This is a genomic window from Bacillus sp. TH30, assembly GCF_016650875.1.
Taxonomy (GTDB): domain Bacteria; phylum Bacillota; class Bacilli; order Bacillales; family Bacillaceae_G; genus Bacillus_A; species Bacillus_A mycoides.
On the sequence record NZ_JAEKEY010000002.1, the window covers coordinates 1,325,008 to 1,349,140 of the forward strand.

Annotated in this window: 24 protein-coding genes; 13 read left to right on the plus strand and 11 right to left on the minus strand. The window is 36.0% G+C overall.

The window, feature by feature from the left end; genetic code table 11:
• Nucleotides 1-69: 69 nt before the first annotated feature.
• Nucleotides 70-1,167, minus strand: coding sequence for a tetratricopeptide repeat-containing glycosyltransferase family 2 protein (locus JFU20_RS09000; RefSeq protein WP_002125963.1), 1,098 nt, complete (start codon nucleotides 1,165-1,167; stop codon nucleotides 70-72).
• A gap of 165 nt (nucleotides 1,168-1,332) precedes the next feature.
• Here JFU20_RS09000 and JFU20_RS09005 point away from each other — a divergent pair, with 165 nt between their 5' ends.
• The 7 genes from JFU20_RS09005 (at nucleotide 1,333) to JFU20_RS09035 (ending at nucleotide 8,816) form a co-directional block, all read left to right on the plus strand.
• The gene (locus tag JFU20_RS09005; RefSeq protein WP_201038548.1) at nucleotides 1,333-2,202 is read left to right on the plus strand and encodes a BclA C-terminal domain-containing protein; all 870 of its coding nucleotides are present in this window, start codon (nucleotides 1,333-1,335) and stop codon (nucleotides 2,200-2,202) included.
• A 123-nt stretch (nucleotides 2,203-2,325) separates the two neighbouring features.
• On the plus strand, nucleotides 2,326-3,171 hold the full coding sequence (locus tag JFU20_RS09010) for a TylF/MycF family methyltransferase (protein ID WP_002011374.1): 846 nt from the start codon (nucleotides 2,326-2,328) through the stop codon (nucleotides 3,169-3,171).
• Nucleotides 3,172-3,395: 224 nt separating this feature from the next.
• The gene (locus tag JFU20_RS09015) at nucleotides 3,396-4,154 is read left to right on the plus strand and encodes a class I SAM-dependent methyltransferase (protein WP_002166141.1); all 759 of its coding nucleotides are present in this window, start codon (nucleotides 3,396-3,398) and stop codon (nucleotides 4,152-4,154) included.
• Nucleotides 4,155-4,160: 6 nt separating this feature from the next.
• A complete protein-coding gene (locus JFU20_RS09020) occupies nucleotides 4,161-5,087 on the plus strand; it encodes a glycosyltransferase family 2 protein (RefSeq protein ID WP_201038549.1) in 927 nt (308 codons plus the stop codon).
• 130 nt (nucleotides 5,088-5,217) lie between these two features.
• A complete protein-coding gene (locus JFU20_RS09025; RefSeq protein ID WP_078202959.1) occupies nucleotides 5,218-6,378 on the plus strand; it encodes an FtsW/RodA/SpoVE family cell cycle protein in 1,161 nt (386 codons plus the stop codon).
• A gap of 79 nt (nucleotides 6,379-6,457) precedes the next feature.
• A complete protein-coding gene (prpE, locus tag JFU20_RS09030) occupies nucleotides 6,458-7,198 on the plus strand; it encodes a bis(5'-nucleosyl)-tetraphosphatase PrpE (RefSeq protein ID WP_002125956.1) in 741 nt (246 codons plus the stop codon).
• 223 nt (nucleotides 7,199-7,421) lie between these two features.
• Nucleotides 7,422-8,816 carry a peptidase G2 autoproteolytic cleavage domain-containing protein gene (locus JFU20_RS09035; protein ID WP_201038550.1) on the plus strand — a complete coding sequence of 465 codons (1,395 nt, stop codon included), beginning with the start codon at nucleotides 7,422-7,424 and terminating at the stop codon, nucleotides 8,814-8,816.
• A 45-nt stretch (nucleotides 8,817-8,861) separates the two neighbouring features.
• Here the strand turns inward: JFU20_RS09035 and JFU20_RS09040 are convergent, their stop codons facing one another.
• The 4 genes from JFU20_RS09040 to JFU20_RS09055 are packed head-to-tail and all read right to left on the minus strand — an operon-like array spanning nucleotide 8,862 to nucleotide 11,627.
• Nucleotides 8,862-9,755: an RluA family pseudouridine synthase gene (locus JFU20_RS09040; protein WP_002166143.1), complete on the minus strand. Its 894-nt coding sequence runs from the start codon at nucleotides 9,753-9,755 to the stop codon at nucleotides 8,862-8,864.
• Between the two features lie 15 nt (nucleotides 9,756-9,770).
• Nucleotides 9,771-10,568, minus strand: coding sequence for an NAD kinase (locus JFU20_RS09045; protein ID WP_002011365.1), 798 nt, complete (start codon nucleotides 10,566-10,568; stop codon nucleotides 9,771-9,773).
• Between the two features lie 18 nt (nucleotides 10,569-10,586).
• Nucleotides 10,587-11,225, minus strand: coding sequence for a GTP diphosphokinase (yjbM, locus tag JFU20_RS09050; protein WP_002125951.1), 639 nt, complete (start codon nucleotides 11,223-11,225; stop codon nucleotides 10,587-10,589).
• A gap of 30 nt (nucleotides 11,226-11,255) precedes the next feature.
• Complete coding sequence (locus JFU20_RS09055; protein ID WP_002011362.1) at nucleotides 11,256-11,627, minus strand: UPF0738 family protein; 372 nt, start codon at nucleotides 11,625-11,627, stop codon at nucleotides 11,256-11,258.
• A gap of 144 nt (nucleotides 11,628-11,771) precedes the next feature.
• Between JFU20_RS09055 and JFU20_RS09060 the strand changes: the two genes are divergently transcribed.
• The 4 genes from JFU20_RS09060 (at nucleotide 11,772) to JFU20_RS09075 (ending at nucleotide 14,230) form a co-directional block, all read left to right on the plus strand.
• Complete coding sequence (locus tag JFU20_RS09060; RefSeq protein WP_002011360.1) at nucleotides 11,772-12,350, plus strand: CYTH domain-containing protein; 579 nt, start codon at nucleotides 11,772-11,774, stop codon at nucleotides 12,348-12,350.
• 185 nt (nucleotides 12,351-12,535) lie between these two features.
• Nucleotides 12,536-12,934, plus strand: a complete 399-nt coding sequence (locus JFU20_RS09065; protein WP_000043388.1) for a globin domain-containing protein — start codon at nucleotides 12,536-12,538, stop codon at nucleotides 12,932-12,934.
• The gene (locus JFU20_RS09070) at nucleotides 12,934-13,827 is read left to right on the plus strand and encodes a ClpXP adapter SpxH family protein (protein WP_002011359.1); all 894 of its coding nucleotides are present in this window, start codon (nucleotides 12,934-12,936) and stop codon (nucleotides 13,825-13,827) included. Before JFU20_RS09065 ends, JFU20_RS09070 begins: the two co-directional genes overlap by 1 nt.
• A gap of 229 nt (nucleotides 13,828-14,056) precedes the next feature.
• Entirely contained in the window at nucleotides 14,057-14,230 is a 174-nt protein-coding gene (locus JFU20_RS09075) for a hypothetical protein (protein WP_000748141.1), read from the plus strand.
• A 132-nt stretch (nucleotides 14,231-14,362) separates the two neighbouring features.
• On the opposite strand, the gene pepF is transcribed toward JFU20_RS09075, so the two are convergent.
• The 4 genes from pepF to mecA form a co-directional block, all read right to left on the minus strand.
• Nucleotides 14,363-16,189 (minus strand): oligoendopeptidase F, encoded by a 1,827-nt coding sequence (gene pepF / locus JFU20_RS09080; RefSeq protein WP_002011356.1) that lies wholly within the window; start codon nucleotides 16,187-16,189, stop codon nucleotides 14,363-14,365.
• Nucleotides 16,190-16,239: 50 nt separating this feature from the next.
• Nucleotides 16,240-17,475, minus strand: a complete 1,236-nt coding sequence (locus tag JFU20_RS09085; RefSeq protein WP_002011354.1) for a competence protein CoiA — start codon at nucleotides 17,473-17,475, stop codon at nucleotides 16,240-16,242.
• Between the two features lie 91 nt (nucleotides 17,476-17,566).
• On the minus strand, nucleotides 17,567-19,111 hold the full coding sequence (locus JFU20_RS09090) for a cardiolipin synthase (RefSeq protein ID WP_002064255.1): 1,545 nt from the start codon (nucleotides 19,109-19,111) through the stop codon (nucleotides 17,567-17,569).
• A gap of 72 nt (nucleotides 19,112-19,183) precedes the next feature.
• On the minus strand, nucleotides 19,184-19,867 hold the full coding sequence (gene mecA, locus JFU20_RS09095; RefSeq protein ID WP_002011351.1) for an adaptor protein MecA: 684 nt from the start codon (nucleotides 19,865-19,867) through the stop codon (nucleotides 19,184-19,186).
• A 436-nt stretch (nucleotides 19,868-20,303) separates the two neighbouring features.
• On the opposite strand from mecA, the gene JFU20_RS09100 reads away from it, so the two are divergent.
• Nucleotides 20,304-20,978 (plus strand): TerC family protein, encoded by a 675-nt coding sequence (locus JFU20_RS09100; RefSeq protein ID WP_002011349.1) that lies wholly within the window; start codon nucleotides 20,304-20,306, stop codon nucleotides 20,976-20,978.
• A 50-nt stretch (nucleotides 20,979-21,028) separates the two neighbouring features.
• On the opposite strand, the gene spx is transcribed toward JFU20_RS09100, so the two are convergent.
• A complete protein-coding gene (spx, locus tag JFU20_RS09105; RefSeq protein WP_002011348.1) occupies nucleotides 21,029-21,424 on the minus strand; it encodes a transcriptional regulator Spx in 396 nt (131 codons plus the stop codon).
• Between the two features lie 580 nt (nucleotides 21,425-22,004).
• Between spx and JFU20_RS09110 the strand changes: the two genes are divergently transcribed.
• Entirely contained in the window at nucleotides 22,005-22,208 is a 204-nt protein-coding gene (locus JFU20_RS09110; protein WP_000559981.1) for a hypothetical protein, read from the plus strand.
• 29 nt (nucleotides 22,209-22,237) lie between these two features.
• Here JFU20_RS09110 and JFU20_RS09115 read toward each other — a convergent pair whose 3' ends face one another.
• Entirely contained in the window at nucleotides 22,238-23,884 is a 1,647-nt protein-coding gene (locus JFU20_RS09115) for a peptide ABC transporter substrate-binding protein (RefSeq protein ID WP_002125935.1), read from the minus strand.
• Nucleotides 23,885-24,133 lie beyond the last annotated feature (249 nt).

Sequence of the window (24,133 nt, forward strand, 5' to 3'; positions counted from 1 at the left end):
ATACTCTAATATATAGCCATTCTACTATCATTAGAATAGCGACAAGTCATTTCCTAAAAATAGAACAAATTACATTTTATATTGTTTATCATAGATGCCTCTAAAATATTTACGGTTATATTCAATCGCAGCATTATTCGGAACATAAGAAGCTGCCAATTCATTATAATAATAAGCTTTATCTTGATCTCCTAATCTGCTATAACAAATACACATTTGTAAATATGGAATCCACGTATAACTAGCCGGACTGTGAAAAGGACTATCCTCTGCTAGCGGCACTTCAGTTGCTAGCTTAAACCAAAATATCGCTTCATTATACTTTTGTTGTTCCATATATATATATCCTATTCTTGTACAATTCTCTCCTCTAGGAATACCATAACGAAACGACTTCGTACAAGTTTCAACTGCCTTCTCCCAGTCTCCTAACTTCGCATAACAATCTCCTAACTTACCACATGCATAAATTTTCTCTTCATGCCATCCTTCCTCTTGATTAAGAAATGTTTCATACAGAAGAACCGCATCGTCGTATTTTTGATTATCCATAGATTCATTACCGTAATAAAATAAATCTCTCGGGCTTAATTCTTCTCCAGCTGCTACAGCATTTTGAAAAATTTTCAAATTACGATTCGTTATTTCTTTTTCTTTCTTATGTGTAATGGCGACATTACTATTGTAAATCTCACCAGAAACAGCTAAATACTCATGCACCTTTCCAAACCATTGAAATTGTTTTTCACGCTTTACAAGTCGATATCTTCTTGTGCAATATAAAGGTTTCCCATTAGAATCCATTACAAGATAATAAGGCATAGAAACAGCGTCAACTTTACCATCTAACTCTCGTTTTAATGTTTTCAGTGATTCTTGAGCTTCCTCTAATAACACATCATCAGCATCTAACCATAATATATATTCTTGCGTTGCTTTTGAAAACGCAAAATTTCTAGCTGCCGCAAAATCATCAACCCACGGAAAATCGTGTATGTTAGAAGTGTATTTTGCTACAATTTCCTTCGTTCGATCAGTGGATCCTGTATCAACTACAATAATTTCATCAACAATTTTTTCTACCGCGTCCAAACATCGATCTATTGTATTTTCCTCATCGCGAACAATCATACATAGACTAATTGTAATTCCTTGCTTGTTCAACATAATCACCCTCTTCCAACTCAATCATATGTTATACATACAATAAACTTTCCATTTTTTTAACTTGTTCAAGCTATTTAAGATTTCTTTTTAATAATTCAAATGTCCGTGTCATTTTCTTGCGATTTTGCATCTACTATATAATGAAAGCTTTATGGAGGTGAATTTATGTCAAATAATAATTATTCAGATGGCTTAAATCCTGATGAATTCTTATCAGCTAGTGCATTTGATCCTAATCTTGTAGGTCCAACTTTACCACCAATACCACCGTTTACACTTCCAACCGGGCCGACTGGGCCTACTGGGCCTACTGGACCGACTGGACCTACCGTACCGACTGGGCCGACTGGACCGACTGGGCCTACTGGACCGACTGGGCCTACTGGACCGACTGGGCCTACTGGACCTACTGGACCTACTGGGCCTACTGGGCCGACTGGAGACACTGGTACAACTGGCGCGACTGGGCCGACTGGAGACACTGGCACAACTGGACCTACTGGGCCAATTGGAGACACTGGCGCAATTGGACCTACTGGGCCAACTGGAGACACTGGACCTACTGGGCCAACTGGTGCCACTGGTGCGACTGGGCCGACTGGACCTACTGGACCTACTGGGCCATCTGGATTAGGACTTCCAGCAGGATTGTATGCATTTAACTCTGCTACAATTTCTTTAGCTCTTGGAATTAATGATCCTGTACCGTTTAACACGGTTGGATCTCAGTTTGGTACAGCAATTTCTCAATTAGACGCTGATACTTTCATCATAAGTGAAACTGGATTCTATAAAATTACTGTTATCGCATATACTGCAGCAGTAAGTATATTAGGTAGCCTTGCAATTCAAGTGAACGGCGTTAATATACCTGGCGCTGGAACAAGTTTAATCTCACTTGGAGCGCCTCTCGTTATCCAGGCAATTACACAAATTACAATAACGCCATCAATGGTTGAAGCTGTCGTTACAGGACTTGGATTATCTCTAGCTCTTGGTACAAGTGCATCCATTATCATTGAAAAAATCGCTTAATTTTTTTACTTAGCAGTAAAACTGATATCAGTTTTACTGCTTTTTCAATTATGAATTCAAGCATGAAACTTTCACTATCTACATAATCATATTGTTGTATGACATTTTGCAGGAGGCACAAATATGGAAAATAAATTTGCTGTTCAGCTTTATCTCGAGTTGTTAAAGAAAACAATTTTATTTGAAATATGGCTAGAGTATGAGCCATATTTACCTGCTTCATTACATATTTCTAAGGAACTTCCATATGAACCAGTTACCGTACCACTTCCTTTATTCATTAAGCAATATGCTGAAAACCATAACTTGAAAATTGTGAAACCAGATGTTTTAAAAAGTGAACGTCAAGATGGGATGGATTGGCCAAGAGCAGCACACAGTATGATCGGCCGGGAACGAATGAATCAATTACATGAAGCACTAGAAACAGTTGTCCGTGAAAATATAGAAGGTGATTTTATTGAAACAGGTGTGTGGCGCGGGGGATCGTGCATTTTTATGAATGGTTTTTTACAGGCAAATAACATTACTGATCGTAATGTGTGGGTTGCAGATTCATTTGAAGGTTTGCCAACACCGAATTTAGAACACTATCCGAAAGATTACGGAGATTATTTACACTCTTTCGATTACTTACGCGTTTCTTTAGAACAAGTACAAGAGAATTTTAGAAAATATGATTTATTAAATGATCAAGTAAAATTTTTAAAAGGCTGGTTTAAAGATACTTTACCAACAGCACCAATAGAAAAAATTGCAATTGCACGCCTTGACGGTGATATGTATGAATCCACAATGGATAGTCTCGTGAACTTATACGATAAAGTTTCTAAGGGTGGCTATATTATTATCGATGACTATGGACTACCAGCTTGCGCAGAGGCCGTGACAGACTTTAGAAATCAAAGAAACTTAAAAGCCCCTATTACTAAAATTGATGTATTCGGGGTTTATTGGCGAAAAGAATAGGGCGAAACTTTATTCAGTTAGGGTTTCTCCATCTCACACTAATTATTAGCCTTCGCCAATAGCATGATAAATAAAAACAAAAGCTCCCATTACTATTTCCAGTTGTTCTAGGGAGCTTTTTACATATCGCAACAGTTCTAATATCGTTTCCCCTCCCACTATAAAATGTTAGCTGCATGTTAAAAATGTTGGTTCCCTATTTACTACAAGGAAGGAGTGAAATTATGAGCGAGCTTGAAAAAAAAATCGCATTAATCCCACCTCCCGAACTCGTCCAATATGTAGGTGGCGACTTTCAAAAGGTTGGAAAAGAATTCATAAAGCATTTTATTAAAATTGGTAGTTTAAAATCCAATGAAACAGTGTTAGATGTAGGTTGTGGTGTCGGTCGAATGGCGGTTCCATTAATGAATTACTTAGGTGATGATGGAGCTTATTATGGATTTGATTTATTTAAAGATGGCATTACATGGTGCAAAAATAATATTTCAACTGCCCGTAGCAATTTCCATTTTGAACACGTTGATATATATAATCAATTCTACAACCCAGAAGGAAAAGAAGATGCTTCTCAATACAAATTTCCATATGAAGACGATTCATTCGATTTTATTTTTTTAACTTCTGTATTTACCCATCTCCTTCCGAAAGAATTAGAACATTACGTATCTGAGATTGTACGTGTTCTAAAAAAAGATGGGAGATGTTTTATTACCTTCTTTCTCATTAACCCTGAATCATCCTATTACTTAAATTCTGGGCTAAGTACATTAGGTTTTTATCATCAAATTGAAAATTGTTATGTTGTGAATAAAGATATTCCTAATTTCGCAGTTGCCTATCCTGAAGAAGATATCCGCACCTTATTAAATAAACATGGCTTAGAGGTAATTAATAAACCGCATTATGGTTTATGGTGCGGCAGAAATGAATATACAAGTTATCAAGATATCGTTCTTACAAAAAAAGCTTCTGAAAGGTAGTTTCGTATGAATAATAAAAAAAAGTCACCTCTCGTTTCCATCCTTATTCCCACTTATAATCGACCACATTATTTCAAAATTGCTCTAGAAAGTGCATTGGCGCAAACTTATCCAAACATTGAAATTATTATAGGAGACGATAGTACAAATGATGAAACAGAAATCTTAATAAATGAACAGTATTTACCTAATTATAAAAACATAACATACATTCGAAATACCACTACTTTAGGACAATTTCATAACGATCTTATGCTCTTAGAGAAATCTAATGGGGAGTATATAAATTTTTTAATGGACGATGATGTGTTTTATAATCATAAAATACAAAAAATGATGGCTTATTTTGAGCAAGACACAAATAAAAATCTCGTTCTTATAACTTCTTATCGAGTACGTATTGATGATCACGGGAATTTAATTGGAGATGCTCATCCAACACAAAGATTATATAGCGAAGACATTCAATTAAACGGAATATTTTTAGGCGACTGGATGTTAAAAGGTGGACATAACATTATCGGTGAGCCTACAACTATTCTGTTTAGAAAACAGTTACTCACTGAACCTTTCGGCACGCTAAAAGGAAGGCACTATTCTTGTAGTGTCGATATGGCATCATGGATTTCCTTACTTTCTAAAGGAGACGCAGTATACATATCCGAACCTTTAAGCCAATTTCGCTACCATACTGGGCAACAAATACACAGCAAGCTCCTTGAAGGATCTGAGGATTTTACGCACCTCGTTATAACTTCAAAAGGATACGGATTTTTACAAGATAATACAGATTATAGACTAGGTCTAATTAGCGCTTATAAATGGTGTAAAGGTTCCTTAGAATATTATAGCCAGCTACCAAACCTCATTCCAGATGCACATGTACGTCTTTCCCATTGTTTGGACATAATTATAAAAGAGCTACATCATTAGTCTATTCTGCGAAAATAAAATGTGTGAGCTTTACGTGAATAATGCGTATAGTTCATACATTCTTTTTAAACTATGTGATGCACCAACTAAAACCCACTAATATAGAGAGCAGTAGAAAGGAATTCATACAGTGAAAGATCCGAACACTCAATATCAAATAGACTACATATTAATATTCATTTTATTTGCCATTGGGATTGTTAGCTGCTTTGCTATCGCAAGTGCACAAGCTTCTTTACCACCATTTTTACAAAACGTAAATTTTGTATTAAAACAAATCCAATGGTATGCCATTGGATTTATCGCCATTGGTGTTATTATGGTTATTGATTTCGATCGCTATAAACAAATTGCTTGGTATTTATATAGCTTTGCACTCATACTTCTAATTGGCCTAGAACTTCAAGTTCCTGGCGCCGTTACAATTAAAGGGGCTACCGCGTGGTACAGACTTCCAGGAATCGGAAACTTTCAGCCTTCTGAAATTATGAAATTATTTTTGATTATCGTCGTTGGACGAATTATAGTGAATCATAATGAAAAATACCTTTTTCGGACAAGTCGTGAAGATTTCATTTTACTTTTTAAAATATTTGTAGCCAGTTTACCTCCACTACTTCTAATCGCAAAAGAACCTGATTTAGGAAACACAATGGTCATTTCAGCGATGCTTGTAACAATGGTTTTAGTTTCTGGTATACGTTGGCGCTTTATCCTCGGATTAACCTCCGGTATTTTCGCCATAGGCTCTACCTTAACATATATTTATTTCACGCATACAGAGTTCTTTAAAGAGCACATTCTAAAAGAATATCAATTAAATCGCTTCTACGGTTGGCTTGCACCTTATGAATATGACGCACAAGGATACCAATTAAGACAAGCATTTTTAGCTACTGGATCAGGAGAGATGCAAGGAAAAGGATGGGAGAATAGACAAGTATATTTTCCAGAGCCACATACAGATTTTATTTTTACAAATATCGCTGAACAATTCGGTTTTTTAGGAGCAAGTGTTATTATTTCATTTTTTTTCTTACTCATTTACCGAATGATCCATATCGCTTTAGAAAGCAATGAACCTTTCGGTAGTTATATTTGCGCTGGTACAATTGGAATGTTTACGTTCCAAGTATTCCAAAATATTGGGATGACAATTGGTTTACTCCCTATTACAGGAATAACGTTACCGCTTATGAGCTACGGCGGGAGTTCACTGCTCACATATATGGTTGCTATTGGATTTATTTTAAACGTACGCTCAAGAACTAAAATCTTTATGTTTAAATGAACCATATCGAAAAACGGTATGGTTTTTTTCTATGTCCATTTTAGATATACTAATGAAAAAATGAGCTGGAGGTTTAAATATGAAATATGACATTATAGGTGATATTCACGGATGCTTCCAAGAGTTTCAAGATTTAACAACGAAACTAGGGTATAGCTGGGATAGTGGTATCCCAATTCATAACGCAAAACGAAGGCTTGCATTCGTTGGTGATATTACAGACCGAGGTCCTCATTCATTACGGATGATTGAAATTGTATGGGAGCTCGTAATAAATAGAAAAGATGCTTATTATGCTCCAGGGAATCACTGTAATAAACTGTATCGTTTCTTCCTTGGACGTAATGTTACAATCGCTCATGGGCTCGAAACAACTGTTGCAGAATATGAAGCATTGCCTTCTAATAAGCAACAAATAATAAAAGAAAAATTCATTACTCTTTACGAACAATCACCGCTATATCACATACTGGATGAAAAAAAATTAACCGTCTGTCACGCTGGTATTCGGCAAGATTACATAGGAAGACAAGATAAAAAAGTAGAAACCTTTGTATTATATGGTGATATTACAGGCGAAAAACACCCTGACGGCTCACCTGTCCGCCAAGATTGGGCGAAAGAGTATAAGGGTGAAACATGGATTGTTTATGGACATACACCTGTCAATGAACCTCGCTTTGTGAATCATACAGTCAATATTGATACTGGTGCTGTATTTGGTGGTAAACTAACTGGACTACGTTACCCTGAGTTGGAGACCGTTTCTGTCCCTTCTTCCCTACCTTTTGTCCCTGAAAAGTTCCGCCCAATTTCATAAAGTGAAACTTTAATCAGTGGGGGTTTTGTTCATCCCCCACTGATTATTAGCCCGCACCAATCGGGATAAATACCTCTACTTAATACAATTCACGATTTGCAGAGGATCATGGTGTTTTCTAGACATATTCCACACTAAAACTAGATAAAGCAATTAAAAAAAGATGCAATAAAGTGCATCTTTTTTTAATTGCACGGCATATACTGTCGCAGGAGGTGACGGAATGAAGAAAAAATCTTCTAAACAAAAAAGAAAATTCCACCCTTTATACCATCCCATGTATGGAATTAACAACTGGTGCAGTATTCGAGCGGCAGCTATAGAAGAAATAGAAGAACAAGAGTCATCAAAAAAAAGCAAACCGAGAGAAAAATATATCTCTTTAGAAAATGCTGTTATGAGGCGAATTATAGATAGCAGGAAAATAAAAGCAAAACAAAAAAAGAAGTTCGCTTCTAATAATGATGAACCTGTGCTTAATTCGGAAAAGATACAAGAAAATATAGAAGAAAACATTCCTGCAGCAATAAAGGAAAAAGTACAACCAGAAATTCCAGCTACTATTATAAATCAAGTAAAAAAAATAAAAGAAGCATTAATCTCGGGCAACGATGTACAAATAGAAAGATCCGCCCCTATTCAGGCTCCTGTACCTACACCTATAAAAAAAGAAAATAACAAAGGAGCTCGTCACGCATATAAAGAAGGACTTCACTCTAAAGCTGATGGAATCGCTTCACATGCAGAAGGGCTTCTTACACATGCAACGGGTCCCTTTTCTCATGCAGAAGGTACAAAAACAAAGGCAACTGGACATAGTTCGCATAGCGAAGGAAGTGAAACGACAGCAGGCGGCTCTTATTCTCATGCAGAAGGAAAACATGCAATTGCTTTGGGCGAAGCAGCACATGCAGAAGGAACCGCAACTATCGCTAACGGATTCTCATCTCATGCGGAAGGAAATCATACATCAACAGCTAATTTTGCAGGCAGCCATATTATGGGGAAATTTGGTACAGCAGAAGAAGCTTATTCCTGGTTTATCGCAAATGGGACAAATGACACTGATTATAATATAGGTGCCAAATGGCTTGCCCATAACGGAGAAATGTATATCGATGGTGCTTCTTACAATGCAGGTGGTACTGATTTTGCACAAATGTTTGAGGCAGCAGATCATAGCCCTATTGATATCGGCTATTTCATTACATTTAGTAGCGAAGAAAAAATTCGAAAAGCTACTTCAAATGATTCATTCATATTAGGAATATCTAGCGCTACCCCCGCTCTCATAGGAAATAGCGGTGCTTTAAGTTGGCAAAAACGCTATGAAACAGATAGCTTCGGAAAACGTCAATATACGCGTACGGATACGCAAGAAATACGACCTCTTTTAAATACAGAATGGGATCCAGCTTGTAAGTATATATCAAGAAGAGACCGTACTGAGTGGCTTCCTGTCGGATTAATTGGACAAATGTTAGTACGTGATGACGGCACTTGCGAAACACACGGATATTGTCGTCCGAATGATGACGGCATTGCCACGAAAGCTGAAAGTGGCTTTTTCGTTATAAAACGTACTGGTGAAAATCAAATTTTAATATTATTCCGCTAAAAAAAGGGAACAAAATTCTTTTTATGATAAGAATTTTGTTCCCTTTTAATTGTTATGTAAAGCGTATTGCATATCCTCTGGGATACTTACGGTAAAAGTCATTCCCTTTTCTAAAATAGGATGATAAAACGTCAAAGATGTACTATGCAGCGCTTGACGTTTTATCACATCTCTTCGGCCACCGTATAGATCATCCCCAAGTAGCGGATGTCCTATATATGCCATATGTACACGAATTTGATGTGTTCTTCCCGTCTCGAGCTCAAGCGCTACATGCGTCTTATCGGAAGAACTCTCCATCACTCTAAAATGAGTAACAGCTCTTTGACCATCTTCACAGACAGTTCGCTCGATAATACTATCCGCTTTTCGTCCGATTTGCGCGTCAATCGTTCCTACCTCTTCTAAAATAGTCCCATGAACGATTGCCTCATACGTTCGTTTCACCCCTTTTTGTTGATGCTGCTTCGATAAAAGGTGGTGAACGAATCTATTTTTCGCAATTAGCATAAGCCCTGAAGTATCACGATCTAACCTCGTCACAATGTGCACCGTACTTGCAAGATTTTGTTTATCATAATGATATAAAAGAGCGTTTGCAATACTTCCTGACGGGTGCTCCCTAGACGGAATCGTCGACATATTTGCTTCTTTATTTATAACAAGAACCGCATCATCTTCATATACGATACATAAAGGGATATCTTCCACTTCCATCCCTTCACTTCTTTCCTCCACTGGAAAAAAGATTTGTAACTCTTCACCAGCTTGTAACTTGTGACGAACACTTGTGTGTTGACCGTTTACTTCAATTGCTCCCCCGCGGAACTTTATATCCGTTAAAGCAGCTTTCGAAATCCCTTTTGTTTTCAAAAATTCTCTAACTAAAGTTCCCTCTTCAGCCAGCCCTATATCCCATTTCAATGTAAATCTGTTCAAATATATAAACCCTCTCTATTTATCTGCAACAAACGAGTCACGAACACGTTTCCAGAATGGGAACGGACGGAAACGAACAAATCGTACTTTCTCGTTTGCAACGCGATACTGAATTGATTTCACATCTTGATGAACCATCGTCAAATGATCCACGGTAATTTGCATGTTCATTCCTGCAGCCGGCTTTAAAACGCATGTATGATGCTTCGGCAGTACGAGCGGCGAACCTACCGTACGAAATACACGATTGTTGATAGATGCCATTTCTGCAATTTGAATCGCTTCAATAGAAGGGTGAATAATTGCTCCGCCAAGCGCCTTATTATACGCGGTACTTCCTGAAGGAGTAGAAATACAAAGACCATCTCCGCGAAACGTTTCGAAATACTCTCCGCGTATTTCCACTTCTGTTACTAATGTACCTTCTGCACTTTTTACAGTCGCTTCATTCATCGCCAAATACTGCGACTCTTTACTACCATTCACATAGCGAATAATCACTTCTAAAAGTGGATATTCAACCACTTGGAACGGTGTTTTAGCGATTGCAATCACCAACTTCTCTACTTCCGTCGGTAACCAATCTGCATAGAAACCTAAATGCCCTGTATGTACACCAACAAATGCGGTTTCATCTAATCGATTATAGTAACGATGGAATGCATATAAAAGCGTTCCATCTCCCCCAACAGAAATTACAATATCAGGTTCCTTTTCATCCATTGTAAACCCAAAATCTAACAAGTATTCTTTCATCGTACTTGCTAGTGTATCTGATGATTGATCTCCCTTTGACATAATTGTAAATTTCATCGCCCAACACCCTTTAGTTTATGATTCAGAATCTTTCGTTTCCTGCTTTCGTGAAAAGACCTTTTGCGCTTCTTGAATTTCAAGACGAATGGAAGACATTTCTTCATCTAATAAAAACGCCGCTTCCGCTGCACGTTGTAAGCGTATTTTAATATCTTCAGGAAAACGTCCACTATATTTGTAATTTAAAGAATGCTCAATCGTTGCCCAAAAATTCATTGCTAACGTGCGAATTTGAATTTCAACTAACACTTTTTTCTCCCCCTGTATCGTTTGAACAGGATAACTAATGACAACGTGGTAAGAGCGATAGCCGCTATCTTTCTTTTGCGTTACATAATCACGTTCTTCTACAATGTCAAAATCATTTCGTTTTCGAAGATATTCTACAACAGGCTTAATCTCATCTACGAATTGACACATCATTCGAAGGCCCGCGATGTCCTGCATATCTTCTCTAATTCGGTCTAGCGGTACATTTCTCTTCTCCGCTTTATCAATAATACTTGCAACCGACTTTACCCTTCCTGTTACAAACTCAATTGGAGAATGCTCCGTTAACATTGCAAATTGAGTACGCATTCCTTTTAGTTTCACTTTCAGCTCCGCCACCGCTTGGTGATACGGTGCTAAAAATTCTTCCCAATTACGATTCATTTCAACCACCACCAAAATCAATCCATTTGCTTATAGAAACACTTTTTCTACAGCAGTTACTAGTTCTTCTCCGTAATTTGCATTACCTTCAATATTTTCAACTAAATATTCTACTTCTTCTTTTAATCCTTCTAATTCTATTTCAACATCATTCACACGAATAAACATCGCTGTATCTTTATTCATCGCTTCATGCATTGCTTCCCAGCATGTATGCGGAATACTTACATAAATGAAAGATGATTCATTTTCTAAGATATATAAAAATGATAAATTGTCTGAGTCTACAAGTACGTGATTACGCGCACTTAACTCCTTTACCTCTATTTCAGTATTTTCCGCACAAAAAATAAGCGCATTCTCTCTCGTTTCTACGCTCTTAACTTGAATTTTATTTTGCATACTCGAACTCCTCCATCTCAACTTCCTGTCTTACTTAACAGTATTATTGTATCATAACATGGACGCAAACAAATAAAACATTGAACCAAATTTGCGAAAAAGCGATAATGTGGAAAGAATTATTTTTCAAAAGGAGCGCATACAATGACACAAGAAATTGAAATTGAATTTAAAAATATGGTTACAGAGGAAGAATTCCAAACATTATGCAAATCTTTTTCTATTGAAGCATTTACAAAACAAGTAAATCACTACTTTGAAACGCCTCACTTCTCTTTAAAAGATGCAGGCTCTGCACTTCGTATTCGTCATAAAGATGGAACTTATACATTAACATTAAAACAACCTGCTGAAATTGGTTTATTAGAAACCCATCAATCTATAACAGAAAAAGAAGCACAACTTATGATGGAAACAAACACAATCATTCAAGGAACTGTAATGGGTCAGCTACACCAATTACAAATTCCCGTTTCCTCTTTAACTTATATGGGTAGTTTAACAACAGAAAGAGCTGAAATATTATTTGAAGGCGGAACGCTTGTCTTTGATCATAGTTTCTATTACAATCACGATGATTATGAAATTGAATACGAAGTGCAAGATGAAAAGACCGGTAAAGCAGCATTTATAAGGTTATTAAAGCAACATAACGTACCAGTTCGTCATACAAACAACAAAGTAAAACGCTTTTTCCTTGCCAAACAAAACGAAGAGCGCTAAAGTAAAATTTCCATCAGTGAAGAAGAGCTGTACTTACGGCTACATTTCACCTTTTTGAAAAGCAAAAGATTTATTAGCAACATATAGAATAAGCAAAGAATGTTATGAAGGCTGTTTAGTTGCTCTTCATAACATTCCATTGCTACAATAGATATACATTTCATGGAAAAAGGAGTTTATAAAGGATGAGCAAGCAACCGATGACACCATTTGAAGCAATTGGCGGTGAACAATGCATTGCAACATTAGTGGATACATTTTATTCCTATGTCAGTGAACACCCTGACTTATCTCCGATCTTCCCGGATGATTTAACAGAAACTGCTAGGAAGCAGAAACAATTTTTAACACAATATTTAGGTGGTCCTAATTTATACACTGAAGAACATGGGCATCCTATGCTAAGAGCACGCCATCTTCCGTTTGAGATTACTCCAAAACGCGCAGAAGCTTGGCTGTCATGTATGGAGCAAGCAATGGATGATACAGGAGTGCACGGTCATATAAGAGAGTTTGTTTTTGAACGTTTAGCATTAACTGCTCAACATATGGTCAATACTCCAAATGAAACAGGTGAAGTGTAATGGATAAGCAGGAAGCAAAGCATATAAATATGCCTTCTCCTTCCACATGCGAGCATAAATCTGTAGAAGCATATTTATTTATTGATCCACTTTGTAAAGATTGCTGGGATATCGAGCCATTTATTATTAAACTATGGCTTGAGTATGGGAAATACTTCTCTATTCGTCATATAGTAACAGGAAAAGTGGACGGGGCAAACGCTTCCTCACACAAATGGAATAAACCTGCTAATATTCGATTTGTGTGGGAAAAGACAACAAGTTTACAAGGTTTTTCATGTGATGGAAAAGTACATATGCAAGAGGCGTCGTCAACACCGTATTTAGTTTCGATGGCAATTAAGGCGGCGGAGTTGCAAGGCCGAAAAGCAGGTTCGAAGTTTTTGCGAAAACTCCAAGAATACATTTTTCTTGAAAATGTATCAAACCCTGACTGTGAATTATTGCTTACATGTGCTAAAGATAGTGGCATTGATGTAGAGGAATTTAAAAAAGACCTACACTCAGTTAGCGCAAAAAAAGCTTTCCAATGCGACCTAAAATTCACAAATGAGATGCATATTACAGAAATACCTTCCCTCCTATTTTTTCATGCAAATTCAGATGAGGAAGGTATTAAAATCACAGGGATTTATTCCTATGATGTATACGTACAGCTATTAAAAGAACTGGTAAAATGCGAAATTGAGCCAGAACCATTACCTCCTTTAGAAGTATTACTAGAAGCAACACAATTTATTTCTTCAAAGGAAATCTCATTTATATATGACTGCCCTCAGCAAGAAATAGAGCGTGAACTAAAAAAATTACAACTAAAACGAAAAGTACAAATGATTGAAGTGAAGTGCGAGCGTTATTGGAAATGGATAGCAAAAGAAAAAGACCTGGTGTAAACACCAGGTCTTTTTCTTTACGGCTTATAAAAATATTAAAGGGGATGGGAGAAATTTTCACGTTCAAACAAAGGGGTATATGTTTGTATGTGAATTCGTTCACGCTTATTATATTACAAGATTCGACGTCAGATGACAACCCCTTTTGTCGAATTTCACATTTTTGTCACATTCTAAACGTTTTCATTCTTGAATAAGCTATAAAAAAAGCAATTTAGGAGGTTTCCTTATGAAAAAATCTCATATTTTTCTTATCTTTCTATGTGTTATTGTTTCTTTTTTCTTGTATATCCTCTCTCTATTACAAGCTTTCCCTAAAATTATTGCCTTTCCTCTTTTATTCGGAGTTATCGTCATCGCTGTCTCTTATTTCAACTATAGAAAACGATTTAAAGGATTTTAATTACAAAAATCTACTGTAAAACTGCCTTCTAATTTAGAAAAAGTAAGGAAATCCTCCTTATTTTTTCGACAAATATCGACAAAAACATTTTCAAACAAAAAAGACGAGGATAAAATCCCTCGTCTTTTCTCATTACTTTTCTTCAAATAATAACGCTTCTAATTCATTTAATTTCTCTTCAAATACTTGAAGTGCCTCTTTCACTGGTTCAGGAGATGCCATATCAACTCCTGCTTTTTTCAACACTTCAATTGGATAATCGGAGCTTCCCGCTTTTAAGAATTCGTTAATGTAACGTTCTACTGCTGGTTGCCCTTCTTCTAAAATTTGTTTAGATAACGCAGTCGCTGCACTAAATCCTGTTGCGTATTGATATACGTAATAGTTGTAATAGAAGTGCGGAATACGAGACCATTCTAAACCGATTTCTTTATCGATTACTAAAGCATCCCCGAAATATTTCTTATTTAAATCGTAGTAGATCTCCGTTAACATATCTGGCGTAACCGCATGTCCTTCTTGTACTTTTTTATGAATGATATGCTCGAACTCTGCAAACATTGTTTGACGGAATACAGTACCACGGAATCCTTCTAAATAATGATTTAATAAATATAGACGCTCTTTTTTATCTTCTGTCGTTTTTAATAAATAATCATTTAGAAGCGCTTCATTACAAGTTGATGCTACCTCTGCAACGAAGATTGAATAATCACCGTATACGTGTGGCTGTGTCTTTCTTGTGTAATAACTATGCACCGAATGACCAAACTCATGAGCAAGTGTATATAAATTATTTACATTATCATGCCAGTTCATTAAAATATACGGATTTGTTCCGTATGCACCAGATGAATATGCTCCGCTTCGTTTGCCTTTATTCTCGTACACATCTACCCAGCGATTTTCATATGCTTCTTTTAAAATTTCAACATATTCATCACCAAGTACGTTTAAAGATTTTAATAACAGGTCTTGCGCTTCTTCATACTTCACATTCATTTTCACTTCTTGTACAAGTGGTGTATATAAATCGTACATATGAAGCTCATCAAGTCCTAGTGCACGCTTACGAATATCAATGTAACGGTGTAATAAATGTAAGTTGTCATTTACCGTTTCAACGAGTTGATCGTATACTGCTTCAGGAATATTATTATTGCTTAATGCTGCTTGGCGAGCAGAGTCATATTTACGAATACGTGCATTGAAATTATTACGTTTCACTGCCCCGCTTAACGTACTTGCAAATGTGTTCTTAAATTTCCCATACGTTTCAAATACAGCTTTGAATGCATCTTCGCGAACACGACGATCATCACTTTCTAAAAACTGAATGTAACGGCCATGTGTTATTTCTACCTCTTCTCCATCCTCACCTTTAATAGATGGGAATTTCAAATCCGCATTATTCAACATACCGAATGTATTACTTGATGCACTCATCACTTCAGATGCTTCTGCTAATAACGCTTCCTCTGCCTCAGATAATACGTGCGGGCGTTGACGTGTAATTTCTTCTAATGCATGCTCATATACACTTAGTTCTCGATTTTCTTGTAAGAATGTTTGCAATGTATCTTCTGAAATAGATAAAATTTCAGGTACGATATACGCTGTGCTACTAGATACTTGTGAGTATAAATTTGTTGCGCGATCATTCAGTGCTTGATACACAGAGTTTGTTGTATCTTGATCGTAACGCATATGTGCATATGTATATAGCTTACCTAATCGCATTGAAATTTCATCTTCATATTGCAATGCCTCAAGCAAATTGTCTGCAGAGTCGCCAAGCTTCCCTTTAAATTCAGTTAACTTTGGCAATAGCTCTTTAATAGCTTGGAATTCTTTTTCCCATTCTGCATCTGTTTGGAAAATATCTTCTAATCGCCATGTGCTTGCTTCTTCAATCTCATTGCGATTTGGTAATGTTTTTGCTTTATTTTGTTCAGACATTCTGTAAGCCCTCCTTTAAATATCTCTACTTAAGTACAATTCTGTTTTTCTTATGTAATTCCTTCACGTTCATTCTTTATTATATCCCCTTTTTCTTCTCTCATGTTGAACTTTGTCTCAAATAGAGATAGCGCATAAGTTAGGCAAATCTCATCATATTTCCTAACTTCCTCCTCCGCCTGTAACATAACTATATTCCTCATTTTTCGGTACGTATAAGTCCCTACTTTATGCAACACGCCTACAAAACATAAAAAAGTCATATATTCAGTAACCGCTACTTTCCATATATGTTGTGAAAAGTACGGAAGTAAGCGCATTTCCGTATTTTTTTTTACATAACTACACACATATTGAAGGGAAATACAATTCCCTACCGCAAGCTCACCTATACACTTCATGTATAGAAAAGCTTGCCATGTAAATGGATTTGTTTGAAAAGCAAACGCGGATGGGAGCGGAACACCGATTTCAGAAGGAAAGCTCGCTGGGGTACATTTATATTGATATAAGAGGCGGAGTAGTGACTTATGATTATAATTCCAGATAGATAGAGCGTTTTGCCGAAAATGGTTCTTTTTTCTCTTCCATTCTTGTCCTAATACCTCTTTTTGGAAAGGAACAGAGGAAAAGAGCATGTCAACAGTAGTCGTATCAGTTGGTAAATAAATAGTATGTGAGAAAGAGACATTTGTAGAAAACGGAGTGATAAATGCGCATTTCATAAACGATTTTTGTTTCGGACAGAAGAAAATAAGAAATGGCTGAGGATAAGATTGTAAGGAGAAAGCCAGAAGTGAGGAAAATTTCATCCAATATGCAGATTGCTTTTTTAATTGATTTCCACCAATGATCCAGATGACCTGTATACCAGCTTGCCAATACGAGTATGTTCGTTTAGAAAGCTGCTCTACGGAAAGATTTGCACATTGATATTCAATCGCAATTTTTCTATCCGCTCTCTCTACGTAAATATCTGGCCGTTGCTTGATTACTGGCAGATAATGCTCTATATCGACATGAAAATCTTGATGTTTTAACCATCTATATAACAATTCTTTACCGTGCATATGATACATAGATTCTGCTTCATAAAAAGTAAGACATGAATCCACTTTCTTATGAGCAAAATGCCAGCTCTTTTGTGTTCCTAATTTCATTTGCACTTCTTTTCCGCAAGCTGTACAAAAGAATTTTTCTCGTTTACGCATTTCGCGTAAACGTTCTTCATCCCGGTTATATAATAGATGAATTTTCTCTCCGTTTTCTCTCCTTGCAATAAACATCCACCATCACACCCTTTCAACTTCTTGTATTCTACAATTTACTACAAATTCCTCTCAAAAAAAGAGATGTCCTAAATTAGGACATCTCTTTCTATAATAAAGGTGATAATAACCGATACGTCGATTCAACAATCCGCCTATGAAGACGTCTCTTATGAAATCGGTCAACATGAATTTCACTGGATTCTTCTAAATCGTCTTTAAAATCTTGAACGAGCTTTCGAATGCTACCTGTATCATATAAAAAGGCATTTACTTCAAAGTTTAAATGAAAACTTCTCATATCCATATTAGCTGTCCCAATTGATGCGAGATCAGAATCCACGATGACAACTTTACTATGAAGAAAACCTTTTTCATATTCATATATTTTTACTCCTGCATCTAATAACTCCGGAAAGTACGATCTTGATGCATAAAAGACAGTCCGCTTATCTGGCTTACTTGGCATTAACAAACGAACATCAATACCAGCAAGTGCAGCTACTTTTAATGCAGATAAAATATCATCATCTGGGATAAAGTATGGTGTTGCAATCCAAATCGATTTCCTAGCTGAAGCAATCATTGCAAAATATAAATGTTTAATTGTTTCCCATTTATTATCCGGTCCACCTCCAACAAGTTGGACTCCGCCCCAATGATCACCCTCAACTGCTTCCGCTTGTAAATATTCAGGTGCTAATACCGCCTCACCAGTCATATAAAACCAGTCTTGAAGGAAAATTAGCTGTAAACTTTGAACTGCTTCACCGCGTAAATATAAATGCGTGTCTCGCCAAAAACCGAAATATTTATCCTTCCCTAAATACTCATCACCAATATTTAATCCACCTACAAACCCTTCATTTCCATCTATAATAACGATTTTTCGGTGGTTTCGATAATTAATTTTATCGTTTAAAATTGGAAAGCGCACAGGGAAAAATGGAATCATTTCTACTCCTGCATCATTCAATTCTTCAATATACGAATTTGATAATTTAAAGCTTCCAACCGCGTCGTATAAAAAACGAACGACAACGCCTTCTTTTGATTTTTTTATTAAAATATCTTTAATTTCTGTACCGAGCTTGTCATCACGCACAATGTAATACTCCATATGAATGTGGTGTTTCGCTCGATTTAACCCATCTAAAATTGCCTGAAACGTTTCATCTCCATTTGTTAATGTCCTCGTTTCAGTTTGAAATGAAATATTTAAAGCACCTAGTCGATCTGCTAAACGAAATAACAATTCTTGATGCTTATGATTTCGTAAAATCCGTTCTTCGTAATCTTCGTGTCCCTTATATTGTAAAAACGCCTGTTCATCGAGTAATGCCTTCTTTTGGAACATTCTTTTTCTACGAAAATTTTGTCCAAATAAAAGATAAGCAAAGAAACCGAACACCGGAAAAATACCTAGTACGATTAACCACGTAAGTGTTTTAGACGGATGGCGGTTTTCTAAGAAAATAACACATCCAATTAAAAATGCGGAAACCGTAAATAAAATACTAATAATACCTAAAATAGAAACATCCTTTATCCCAATGACATCCGAATAAAATGCTACATCAATAAACATGCGTAATGAAACAAATAATGCGAACAATAGTAGAAAAAAGAAAAGTAGTTTTAACGTGTTTTTCATCTCTTACCTCCTTACTAAGAAAGCCTTCCTATTCTTCATAAAAAAAGCCGATTTCATACTATAGAAATCGGCCTACATTTTAGGAGGGAAATTGTTGCGAATTGTCTCAAGCGCACGCTCTTTCACAACCTGTTTCCCATACTCACTTACACGGTGAATCGTTAAAGTAGATTCTTCTCCATATTCTAAAACAATACTTAAAATACGATCAATTTCTTCTTCATCATGTAGCACTTCATCGAATTCCACATATACATAATATCGGTCCTCAAATGAATGTAATTCATCTTTTATATCTTCAAAGATAAGACGATGACTTAATGAAATAACATCTTCAAAATCATTAAACTTAATTAAAAAGCCAAACGTACCATCTTCATTAAAGTTTGTTCCTACTTGTTCTTCTACCTCTTCCACTAATTCTTGCTGGAATAATGATTCGATGCCTTCATCTAGAGGAATGTCTATAATTTTGTCTACACCTATTGGTAGTTCCAGCTTTTGTCCATCCTTTGAAAGCTCCGCTTTCGTTACAAGTACTTCAATCCCTTTATCGACTGCTTGCACTTGGATCCATAACGGCCCATCGATAAAGAAATCATCATGATCACGAGCTTCGTCCATCATCTCCCAAAAGAGCTCTTCACTTCGTTCGCGATCATACCAAATTTCTTCACGATTAAACCCTCTGTCCTCTATATCAATGTACGTAATAAAAAATTTCATCGTATGGTCATTAATTCTTTCAATATCCAAAATACAACGCTCCCTTCCTGCTTAGAATTGTTATGAAGGGATTCCCCACTCATATGACAAAACAATAGATTCTTGTACTCTCATTTTATGATAAGATTCTCCAGAAGGGAAATAAAATCGATTTATTTTACAAAAATAGTTATATACCTATCTGTATTCGACTTTTTACATAAAGTGAAACAATAATCAGTATTTTTTTCATCCTCCACTGATTATTAGCTCGCACCAATCGGAATAAATATACCATTATACCAATTTACTGCTCGCAAAAAATTTGGACATACATTCCCATATTCCCTCGTACACTGTAATAAAGTGAAACTTCTATTAGAGGTGATTATTTTGTCCCTGGGAGCGCGGGATCAAAACTAGACAAACTTTCTTCACCACATACATATATTTCGCTTATTAAAACATCATAAATGGAGGCAGACGAATGGACTTAGAGTTTTTAACATCTGTACTAATGATTGTCGGTATCGATGTTGTACTAGGTGGCGATAACGCAATTGTCATCGCACTAGCTAGCCGAAATTTACCTGAAGCAAAACGAAATAAAGCCATTTTGATTGGTACTATGTTAGCAATTGTGCTACGAATTCTCCTCACGATACTAGCTGTCTATTTACTTGATATCCCATTTTTACAACTCACCGGCGGAATTTTACTTACATTAATTGCGGTCAATTTACTCACTGATAATAACAACGATCTTTCTTCTATCAAAGGAAAAACGACTTTATTCCAAGCTGTGCGTACAATTGTATTCGCGGATCTCGTTATGGGGTTTGACAATGTTATTGCCATTGCAGGAGCAGCTCACGGAAGACTTTCACTCGTAATTATCGGTTTATTCATTTCTATCCCGATTATCATTTGGGGAAGCAAACTTATTTTAATACTCATGGAACGCTTTCCATTTCTCATTTATTGCGGAGCAGCAGTTCTCGCCTATACAGCAGGAAAAATGATTACACATGAAGACAGACTTGCAACGTTTTTTCATCATAATCCTAGTTTTGCCACAAGTATCCCTTATTTGTTCATTTTCACCATTTTATGCATAGGCTTTATCGTTCAACAAGTGCGATTACGTAATGTTAAACAGTAAAAAAAAACCTTCTACTCTATAATAGGTAGAAGGTTTTCATATTATTATAATTAATTTACAAGACGCTGTGCTTCACGTAATTGGAACGTTCTTACTGTACGTGGTAAGAAACGACGGATTTCATCTTCGTTGTAACCTACTTGAAGGCGTTTTTCGTCAATCATAATTGGACGACGTAAAATACCTGGATAGTCACGAATCATCTTATATAAATCTTGAAGTGGTAAAGACTCTAAGTTCACATTCAATTCTTGGAAAACTTTTGAACGAGTAGAAATAATCTCATCCGTTCCGCTTTCTGTCATACGTAAAATCTCTTTAATCTCATCAATCGTTAATGGATCTGAGAAAATATTACGTTCTGTATAAGGAATATGATTTTCCTCTAGCCATAATTTCGCCTTTCTACAAGACGTACAGCTTGGAGAACTATATAATGTTACCATACAAAGCTCACTCTCCTTAAAGAGTACAAATTCTGTACTAATTACAGTTTAAATTTCTAACTTCCGCAATTTTTCGCGATAACTTGTCTTATAGCAAAGTAAAAAATCGCAATTCATGTAAGCAACAATAATTACTTTTAATAAGTAACTTCTATAATCATTATACAATAGTTTTTGCAAGAAATATACAGTGAATTTACTGCTAGTTGAGAAAATTCCTCCGTGTACTCCACTGCTATGTAACATGATTATACTCAGTAAAACTGTCCTTTAACAACGGTCTTCAACCCTTTTGATACTTACTTTCTACAATAATCTTCACTTGATATACAATTACAGTTTCATAATCTTCCCCATTAAAAAGAGAGCGTTTTCTTACCTTTTCCCGACAAAACAATTGAGAAATGTAAGACTCTAAAGGTTAGAAACGAAAAGGAACATTCGTTCTTATTTTAACAACTCTCTCCGCTCATGTCTATATGCTTTCTAAAGTAAATCGAATATTTTTCTGACATTTCTTTCTTTTTTACCATTTATCTCATACAATAAAAATACAGACAGACAAAGGGGGAATTTGCATATGATCGCTTTTTTTACTGATTTTATCATTGTTGCTACCCTCATCATCGGAATAACAGCATTGATTGGTGTCATTACAAATAGCATCGGTGAAAAACTCTTTGGTGGGAAAGAAAAAATGAAGTTTGTTAATAAAAGTTTAGATGTACAATCTGGCTGGAACCAAGTTGGCGGAAAAGGCATTTATAAAAAACGTACGTACTAAAAAAAGCAGGTAATCACCTGCTTTTTTTGTTATTTTCCTACTGATGCCCATTTGAAGCTTACTTCGCCACCATACTTATGGTTGTACATATCTTTAATTGTTTCTCTTTGTAAATATGCTCTACCACGTTGATATACTGGAACAATCGCAGCGTCATCAAGTAACATTTTTTCTGCTTCAAGTAAGTTTTTCCAACGAGCATTTACGTCGCTTCCATCTTTCTTCGCTTTCATAATAATCTCATCGTACTTCGGATTAGAATACTTCATTTTATTTTGTGCCCCATCAGTTACGAACATATCAAGATATGTAACTGGATCTGGGAAGTCTGCACTCCATCCAGAGAATGACATTACAAAGTCGCCCGCATCTTCTAATTTTAGTTTTTGCGCGAATGGTTGTTGTTTAATTTTCACTGTTAAACCTGGTAAATTCTTTTCTAACTCACCTTTTAAATATTCACCAGTTTTCTTCGATAATTCAACGTCTTCATTTAATAGCTCTAATTCAATTTCGTTTTTGCCAAGCTCTTTTTTACCAGCTTCCCAATACTTTTTCGCTTCTTTTACATTTGGTTTTACAATATCTCCATTTTCAACACGGAAATCTTTTTTATCCGGTCCTTTAATGAAATTGTCAGGAATTAATCCCGTCGCTGGCTTAGAACCGTTATTTAATAATGTATCAACGAATGGTTTACGGTCAAAACCAAGAGAAATTGCTTTACGAATATTTTTATTTGCTAAAGCTGGGTCTTTTTGATTTAAGCGAAGGAAGAATACAGATGTATCTTCTACCGTTTTGAAATCTGGTTTTCCTTTATATTTATCGATGAACTCTGCTAATAACGTCGCTCGATCGACTGCGTTTGTTTCATATAAATTAATTGGCGTAGACGTATCTTTTACAATATTAAAGTTTACTTCCTCAAGCTTCACTTCTTTATTGTCCCAATATGATGAGCTCTTTGTCATTTTGAAGCTACGTTCATGTTGCCAATCACTTAATGTAAATGGTCCGTTATAAAGTGTTGTATTTGCTTCTAAACCAAACTTCGCCCCTTGCTCTTTCACATACTTTTCATTAACAGGATAGAAGATCGGATAGACCATTAAATCAACAAGATATGGAATAGAATTATCTAATTCTACTTCTAGTGTATGATCATCAATCGCTTTTACACCTAATTGGTCTGGACTCATCTCTTTTTTATTAATTTTCTCAGCATTTTTTATATCGTACATAATGTACGCCGATTTCGCAGCTGTATCTGGATTAATTGCTCTTTGCCATGCATACACGAAATCTTTCGCCGTTACAGGTTCACCATTTGACCATTTTGCATCTTCACGTAATTTAAATGTATACTTTTTACCGTCTTCTGACTTTTGGAATTCCTTCGCTACACCTGGAACTAATTTATCGTCTTTCCCAAGGCGGTATAGGCCTTCCATCGTATTGTTCATTACTTTTGAAGAAACTGCATCAGCTGATAACGCTGGGTCCATCGTTGGAATTTCTTGTGTTTCAATTAAGTTAATAACTTGCTTCGCACCGCTTTTCCCGCTATCCCCTTTTGCGTTCGCTTGCGGTTCATCTTTTTGGTAGCCACATGCCCCTAAAATCATGCTCATTGCTACTGTTGATGCTACAAAAACTGGTATCTTTTTTTTCATACTTCCACCCTCCAAAAAAATGTTAGCCCTTTCATTTTCAAACAGAAAGAAATATATATACGTTCTAATAATTCATATTATACACACAAATATATTCTTTGTATATTTATATTTCTATTTTATTAAAATTTTCTGTTAACACCACGTGCATTTGTAAACGTTTCACACTGCGTTTTTATTGAACTAAAGTGTTAAAAATGACCGTTTTTATACTTTTCTAAATTATCAGAGAAAAATAAATTTTATATT

What these genes read in the sequence shown, in the direction of transcription:
- JFU20_RS09020 (WP_201038549.1), top strand. Translation starts at nt 4,161, where the DNA reads ATGAATAATAAAAAAAAGTCACCTCTCGTTTCCATCCTTATTCCCACT.
- JFU20_RS09015 (WP_002166141.1), top strand. Translation starts at nt 3,396, where the DNA reads ATGAGCGAGCTTGAAAAAAAAATCGCATTAATCCCACCTCCCGAACTC.
- JFU20_RS09115 (WP_002125935.1), bottom strand. Translation starts at nt 23,884, where the DNA reads ATGAAAAAAAAGATACCAGTTTTTGTAGCATCAACAGTAGCAATGAGC.
- yjbM (WP_002125951.1), bottom strand. Translation starts at nt 11,225, where the DNA reads ATGAATCGTAATTGGGAAGAATTTTTAGCACCGTATCACCAAGCGGTG.
- JFU20_RS09065 (WP_000043388.1), top strand. Translation starts at nt 12,536, where the DNA reads ATGAGCAAGCAACCGATGACACCATTTGAAGCAATTGGCGGTGAACAA.
- JFU20_RS09010 (WP_002011374.1), top strand. Translation starts at nt 2,326, where the DNA reads ATGGAAAATAAATTTGCTGTTCAGCTTTATCTCGAGTTGTTAAAGAAA.
- JFU20_RS09055 (WP_002011362.1), bottom strand. Translation starts at nt 11,627, where the DNA reads ATGCAAAATAAAATTCAAGTTAAGAGCGTAGAAACGAGAGAGAATGCG.
- JFU20_RS09070 (WP_002011359.1), top strand. Translation starts at nt 12,934, where the DNA reads ATGGATAAGCAGGAAGCAAAGCATATAAATATGCCTTCTCCTTCCACA.
- JFU20_RS09090 (WP_002064255.1), bottom strand. Translation starts at nt 19,111, where the DNA reads ATGAAAAACACGTTAAAACTACTTTTCTTTTTTCTACTATTGTTCGCA.
- prpE (WP_002125956.1), top strand. Translation starts at nt 6,458, where the DNA reads ATGAAATATGACATTATAGGTGATATTCACGGATGCTTCCAAGAGTTT.
- JFU20_RS09000 (WP_002125963.1), bottom strand. Translation starts at nt 1,167, where the DNA reads ATGTTGAACAAGCAAGGAATTACAATTAGTCTATGTATGATTGTTCGC.
- JFU20_RS09100 (WP_002011349.1), top strand. Translation starts at nt 20,304, where the DNA reads ATGGACTTAGAGTTTTTAACATCTGTACTAATGATTGTCGGTATCGAT.
- pepF (WP_002011356.1), bottom strand. Translation starts at nt 16,189, where the DNA reads ATGTCTGAACAAAATAAAGCAAAAACATTACCAAATCGCAATGAGATT.
- JFU20_RS09085 (WP_002011354.1), bottom strand. Translation starts at nt 17,475, where the DNA reads ATGTTTATTGCAAGGAGAGAAAACGGAGAGAAAATTCATCTATTATAT.
- JFU20_RS09035 (WP_201038550.1), top strand. Translation starts at nt 7,422, where the DNA reads ATGAAGAAAAAATCTTCTAAACAAAAAAGAAAATTCCACCCTTTATAC.
- JFU20_RS09005 (WP_201038548.1), top strand. Translation starts at nt 1,333, where the DNA reads ATGTCAAATAATAATTATTCAGATGGCTTAAATCCTGATGAATTCTTA.
- JFU20_RS09075 (WP_000748141.1), top strand. Translation starts at nt 14,057, where the DNA reads ATGAAAAAATCTCATATTTTTCTTATCTTTCTATGTGTTATTGTTTCT.
- spx (WP_002011348.1), bottom strand. Translation starts at nt 21,424, where the DNA reads ATGGTAACATTATATAGTTCTCCAAGCTGTACGTCTTGTAGAAAGGCG.
- JFU20_RS09060 (WP_002011360.1), top strand. Translation starts at nt 11,772, where the DNA reads ATGACACAAGAAATTGAAATTGAATTTAAAAATATGGTTACAGAGGAA.
- JFU20_RS09045 (WP_002011365.1), bottom strand. Translation starts at nt 10,568, where the DNA reads ATGAAATTTACAATTATGTCAAAGGGAGATCAATCATCAGATACACTA.
- JFU20_RS09110 (WP_000559981.1), top strand. Translation starts at nt 22,005, where the DNA reads ATGATCGCTTTTTTTACTGATTTTATCATTGTTGCTACCCTCATCATC.